A 4,166-nucleotide genomic window follows, 5' to 3' on the forward strand; every position below is an offset into this window, starting at 1 on the left:
TCACCAATCATCCCGGTGAGATGCGTTTCCGTTCGCTCCACCATTTTGACGCCGCTGTTAACGTTGGCGACGTTCTTCTCGATCAACTGCTTGATCTCTTTTGCCGCCGACGCTGAGTGCTGCGCCAGATTGCGAACTTCTGCTGCGACAACGGCGAAGCCGCGCCCGGATTCTCCGGCTCGCGCGGCCTCAACCGCGGCATTGAGCGCCAGGATATTGGTCTGAAAGGCAATGCTATCGATAACGCCAATGATGTCGACTATCTGTCCGTTATCACGCGAGATTGCCTGCATCATGGCAATGGTTTGTTTCATGATATCGCCGCCTGCTGCCGCGTTGGCGCTGGTTTTATCTGCCATGGTCATGGTCTGCGCCGCCGTTTCAGCGGTTTGCTGTACCGCACTGCCAATTTCTTCGATGGCGGCAGCCGTTTGTTGCAGGTCAGCGGAGGTTTCTTCTGAACGCTTGTGCAACGCAGTACCTTCTTTTGATACCCGCTGACTGATGGCGCGAATACCGGATAGTTGCGTACTGACGTCATCGACCAGTGAATTCAGATTAAGCCCGGATTGATTAACCAGACGCATCAACATTCCTATTTCATCGACCCTGTTTAAATGACAGTTATCGGCTTTACGACCAGACACCACTTTCTTCATTTGCGTCAGTAGCGTATTAACTGGCTGACAAATTTGATACTTAAGGTAAATAGCCAGTGCCAGAAACAGCATCAACAGCCCACCCGCCTGAATAATAGAATTCACAGGGGATAAGATAAATAACAACGCCAGCAGGGCAGTTACCCCTAAACTATAATTGACGCGCTGGCTAATACTCAGCCATTTAAACATTGAAACCCATGCCATTATGCCGCGACGAATGATAATACCTTTAAACAGACGAAAGCCTTTAAGCTGCTGACTATTTATTTTTTGATATAAGTTTTCACTTTGGGTTATTTCATCGCGCGAAGGAACAGTGCGTACCGAGATGTAACCAGTGAGTTTTTCATTGTGCCAGACCGGCGTCACGTTGGCCCGCACCCAGTAATGATCGCCATTCTGCCGCCGGTTTTTCACCATTCCCGTCCAACTGTCCCCCTGCTGTAGCGTGTACCACATATCGGCGAAAGCGGCAGAGGGCATATCAGGGTGGCGAATAATATTATGCGGCTCGCCCATTAACTGGTGTTCGCTGAATCCGCTGGCGTCAATAAAAGCAGAGTTGGCGTAGGTAATATGACTTTCTTTATCTGTTGTCGAAAGCAGCGTCGCTTTATCGTTAAGTGCGTACTCAATTTGTGTAACAGGCATGTTACTTTTCATAGAGGCCCCAGGTGGTGTGTATAAGCCATAAAAAAATCCCCACAATAAAGCCAGGGGATATTAAAAACTGTTTAAACCATTTTAATAAGAAACGCTGTATTCTCTACTAATCATGATTTCGGTGGAAGTAGTTATAATAAAAATCCCAACGTATAAAAGTTGTTAATTGTCATGAAAGTGAAACATCTAATACAAATATATAACGTGGCAAGCTATTTAATCTGACTTAATGTAAATCACGCTAAAAAAATCCCCATAAAAATCACACAGGCAGAAAGGATAAGGAGGGTATTACGGTAGTAACAACAACCCTATTATATTTTGTAGGTAATACGTGCAGGCTGTTTTTGCGGCGTGTTTCGCCCGTGAGAGATAAGCCGAATCTTATCCCTGACAGCAACAGGGCTGGTTATCTACTTTTTTGCTGAGCAAATGTGAATTAAGTGTTTCATTATGGTTATTTGATAATTTAATAATAAAGACATGTTAACAAATATGGGCCTGTAACATGTCATATCGCCTGAGTATTCTGGATAAAAGCCCCGTTGGGGAAGGAGAAACTGCCGTGATGGCGCTTGCCCGGACCTTGCGTCTGGCGCAACTGGCAGAAGAGTGGGGATACCATCGTTTCTGGATCGCGGAACACCATAATACACCACAGCTGGCGAGCCCGTCGCCGGAGCTGGTGATCGCCTGGATCCTTGGGCAAACCCAGCGTATCCGCGTCGGTTCCGGCGGCGTGATGCTGCAGCATTACAGCCCGTACAAAGTGGCGGAAAACTTTAATCTTCTGGCATCGTTGGCCCCCGGACGTGTCGATCTTGGCGTCGGAAAAGCGCCTGGCGGCTTACCCCTGTCGACTCAGGCGTTACAGCTGGGACTTCATCAGGATGAAAAAGGCAGTTTTGCTGACCAGCTTTCTCAGCTTAACGGTTGGCTGGCGCTGAACGGCACGGAAAGCGGGGAAACGGTTTTCCCTACGCCAATCCCACCGCGACCGCCAGAAGGGTTTGTGCTGGGAGCCAGTGTACAAAGCGCTCAGCTGGCAGCGCAATCCGACTGGAATTTCATCTTCGCGGCACACCTCAACGGTGACAGAGCGTTATTGCGTGACGTTTTGTCCTTCTGGCAGACCCACAGCACACGCCCGACGATAGTCGCCGTCCAGGTGATTGTGGCTGACAGTAACGACACCGCCGCGCAGCTTGCGGAAAACGTGCAGATCTGGGGCGTGGAACTCGAAAATGGCCAACGCGTCACGGTTGCCAGCGAAGAGCAAGCGCTGGCCTTCGCTGCGCAGGCTGGCAGTCCGCCCCGCAAAATCGCGCGTCGTGAACAGGCCTTGTTACACGGTACTGCCCACGACGTGTTGGCAAAACTGAATGCCCTGCATACGCAATTTGGCATTAATGAGTTCATTATCGACACGCCAGTGGCAGAGGGGCACGCGCGTCTGACGTCGCTACGGTTGTTGGCACAAGCCCATAACGCCGTGGAGGTGGTCTGATGACACTGGCGACAACGCTTATCAACTGGCGTCGTGAATTGCATCAACACCCGGAACTTTCCCTGCAGGAAGTGGCGACGACGGCGCGTATTCGCGACTGGTTGCGCAGTGCTGATGTCCAGATTCTGCCATTCAACCTGAAAACCGGTCTGGTCGCGGAAATTGGTCAGGGAGAAGAGATCATCGCCTTGCGGGCGGACATTGATGCCTTGCCGATAGAAGAAAGCGCCGATGTTCCGTTTCGCTCACTCACGCCGGGGGTGATGCACGCCTGCGGGCACGATATTCACACCAGCGTCATGCTTGGCGCCGCGCTGCTGCTTAAGCAGCAGGAAGCAGACTTACCGGGGCGAGTACGTATTTTGTTTCAACCCGCGGAAGAGAGTTTTGGCGGCGCCAAAACACTGATTCGCGCTGGTGCACTGCAAAACGTCGCGGCTATTTTTGGCATGCACAATGAACCGGGTTTGCCGGTAGGGGAGTTCGCCACGCGCGGCGGTGCATTCTATGCCAATGTTGATCGCTTTGTGTTACGTATCAATGGCAAAGGCGCACATGCGGCGCGTCCGCATGAAGGCAAAGACGCCATCCTGCTCGCCAGCCAACTGGTAACAGTTTTGCAAAGCGTTGCCAGTCGCGATGTTAACACCCTGGATTCAGTGGTGCTCAGCGTGACCCGTATTCAGGGAGGAAACACATGGAACGTGCTGCCAGAGTCCGTAGAGCTGGAAGGGACGCTCAGAACGCATCGCATTGAGGTGCAGCAGCAGGTCAAAGCCCGGGTAAATGACATCGCCGCCGGATTTGCCCACGCTTTTGGCGCACAAATTGATGTTATCTGGCATGCGGGACCGACCGCGCTGGTGAACGATGATCGTTGGGCGGATATCGCCACCGCCGTGGCGAAACAATCAGGCTACGCCACCCACTATGCCGACCTGCATATGGGCGGGGAGGATTTTGCCGTCTACCTGCAAAATACGCCTGGAGCGTTCGTCAGTATTGGTAGCGCCAGCGAATACGGATTACATCATCCGGGATTTAATCCGGATGAACGCTTAATAGAACCCGCCGCGCACTACTTTGCTCATTTAGCAAAAACGGCATTCGCACACATTTAATTTTACCTGTTGGGTAGGGGTTATTATGGCTGAAAATCGGCAACTACGGCTCGGCACTATTCTGCATGGCGCATCGGGAAATATGTCTGCATGGCGTCATCCGGCGGCGCAGGCCGATGCCAGTATTAATTTTGACTTTGTTAAAGAAACGGCGCTTATTGCGGAAAAAGGGAAGTTGGATTTTATTTTTGTCGCCGATGGTCTGTATATTAA

At 51.3% G+C, this 4,166-nt stretch carries 3 protein-coding genes and 1 pseudogene; 3 read left to right on the forward strand and 1 reads right to left on the reverse strand.

Going from position 1 to position 4,166, the window contains the following annotated elements; genetic code table 11:
* A partial coding sequence (locus KQJ18_RS22220; RefSeq protein WP_216422758.1) for a methyl-accepting chemotaxis protein occupies positions 1-1,325 on the reverse strand: 1,325 nt, incomplete at its 3' end.
* Positions 1,326-1,833: 508 nt separating this feature from the next.
* On the opposite strand from KQJ18_RS22220, the gene KQJ18_RS22225 reads away from it, so the two are divergent.
* The 3 genes and pseudogenes from KQJ18_RS22225 to KQJ18_RS22235 form a co-directional block, all read left to right on the forward strand.
* Positions 1,834-2,832: an MsnO8 family LLM class oxidoreductase gene (locus KQJ18_RS22225; RefSeq protein ID WP_085048182.1), complete on the forward strand. Its 999-nt coding sequence runs from the start codon at positions 1,834-1,836 to the stop codon at positions 2,830-2,832.
* A complete protein-coding gene (locus tag KQJ18_RS22230) occupies positions 2,832-3,953 on the forward strand; it encodes an amidohydrolase (protein WP_038640686.1) in 1,122 nt (373 codons plus the stop codon). Before KQJ18_RS22225 ends, KQJ18_RS22230 begins: the two co-directional genes overlap by 1 nt.
* A 25-nt stretch (positions 3,954-3,978) precedes the next feature.
* Positions 3,979-4,166 (forward strand): annotated as a pseudogene (locus KQJ18_RS22235) (LLM class flavin-dependent oxidoreductase); the annotation flags it as partial.

The organism is Citrobacter sp. S55_ASV_140, from assembly GCF_018919505.1.
GTDB classification, from domain to species: Bacteria; Pseudomonadota; Gammaproteobacteria; order Enterobacterales; family Enterobacteriaceae; genus Citrobacter; species Citrobacter werkmanii.